Here is a 1940-nt window from a genome sequence, read left to right as displayed (position 1 = left end):
CACCGAAAACTACTTAAAAGAGCTTTTGGCATTACAGGAGCAAGTTAATGAGGCTCCATTAGTAACCACGAAAAAATCAGCGCCTGCAAAACACATTTCTACTCAACTACGAATAGACAGTAATGTAGCACCTACTGCAACTGGGAATTATAGTAATTTCCGTTATGATGCTAACTTACCTAAACCAGTTAATTTTGGCCAGGGAAAGAATTTTTTAACTAATATTAAACAAGCAGTTCGTGATATTAAGAATATCAAAGACCCTGCTACACAGTATTATTACCTTGAGCAACTCATTCTTGCACTCCCTATCCAAACAACAGGCACCCCCCTTTACCAGGAGCTTACGACCTTAGGTGACTATGAAGAGTTCGGAAAATGCATGGATGACGTACAAAATCTGCTCAATGGGCCCAGCGGGCTGAGAAAAAATTGGCTTAACAAGGCACAAACTGGGGCATTCAATATAATGGAGCTTAGTGCTCTTGCTCTCCAGATTAACATTCAAGATACTATTGCCAGAACCAAAAATTTACCTGTATTTACGCCCTTCGCAAATACTGTAATGCAAACAATTATCGGTAATAACCAAAGAAATCCCTTTTGGGCTACAAATCACCCGGGATTTGACCAAAAATTTCAAGAACTGCAAAACCGGTACAACGGGTCACCAACCCAGACCCATCAGGAGTTTTTTGATTACCTGAATGGATTGCTCAAGACCGAGCCCCAATTAAAGGCCGACTTAGAAAGTATATACTTAAGCGATTATAAATCAGAAACATCATCGCTCCATCAGGAGATAAGGTCAAGAAACCTGCAAGCGCTGTATGTACTGTCCGTATCACCACCCATAAAAGGTTGGAAATCGCTTGACCCTAAATTTAAACCTATCATTGACAAAATCCAGGCACATCTTAAATTTGAGTCCACAATGCGACGGGTTATTACTCCTCATTTTGATCTCGATCTTTCAGATAGCCAACGACTCGACTTGGATAAAGATAAACATGGTAGCTTCCTTATCTATAGCCCTTTGTATGCTTCTTTTATCACCTGGCAAAAATTGGCAACAAGACTTTCTAAGCATCGATATGTGGTTGAGGACTCATCTGTGCTTGATGCCTTAAATAAAGATACTACGGACCAAACTCCCTACCAAAACAAAGTTAAAGCAAGAACTGCCAATGATATTCAGCTTCATCCATCAAAGAAGGAATCGGATGCACTGTCTAGTCGACATATAACCCAACAAGACATTACTACTCGTGATTATTTTCACTTAAGAAGTGAACCCAAACTCCAAATAACATTAACCCTTGATTATTTTACTCGCAATATTGCCAAACTTTCCAAAGAGTCTGATAAGCGGTATGTCGAGGCGAATCTTTTCCAGCCAGGGCTTTTATCAGAAGCGTTTAAAAATCCTACGTTCTTCCCGCAATTTGATAAATTTTTGAAAACGGGATTTCGCTTTTTTAACAAAAATGGGCAATGTACACGTGATTCACTGGTGTTTTTCCGATTGGACTACTTAGTCAGTCGCTATCTCTACCTTAGTGATAAACCCGCAGGACTTAAACGTCTTCAGAATGTGCAAGAAGCCCTCAGCAAACAGCTTGCACTCCCCAATGGTCCTGACGAAACGTATGTCTTGCAACAATATTTATTCTTAACGGTCATGACCCAAATTGAAATGGGTGAAAAAGTGTCCAGTGAATTGTTTGCAACTGCCTTTAACGCTTATTTCTACTTACAAGGCCATGCTGATCCTCTTATTCTTCAAGATTTAAATCACCGTATCGAAGTGGATGCTGCAATTGCCAAATTCCAGGCTTTGGCAAGTCAACAACCTGAGCATGAAATAACAAATGCCGTTCAAAAAACGTTGGCAGCACACTCACCAACATTAATGCTGGAAAAAGGCCGATTTCCTATCT

The 1940-nt window shown here is 40.1% G+C and carries 1 protein-coding gene; it reads left to right on the top strand.

The annotated features are described in order from the left end of the window. Positions 1 to 1940, top strand: a 1940-nt coding sequence (locus Lbru_RS17345) for a hypothetical protein (protein ID WP_162262403.1), incomplete at both ends; no start/stop codon positions are given.

The organism is Legionella brunensis (genome assembly GCF_001467025.1).
In the GTDB taxonomy this organism is placed as follows: Bacteria; Pseudomonadota; Gammaproteobacteria; order Legionellales; family Legionellaceae; genus Tatlockia; species Tatlockia brunensis.
Note: the sequence above shows the minus strand (reverse complement) of the source record. Positions and strands in the feature narration are given on the sequence as shown.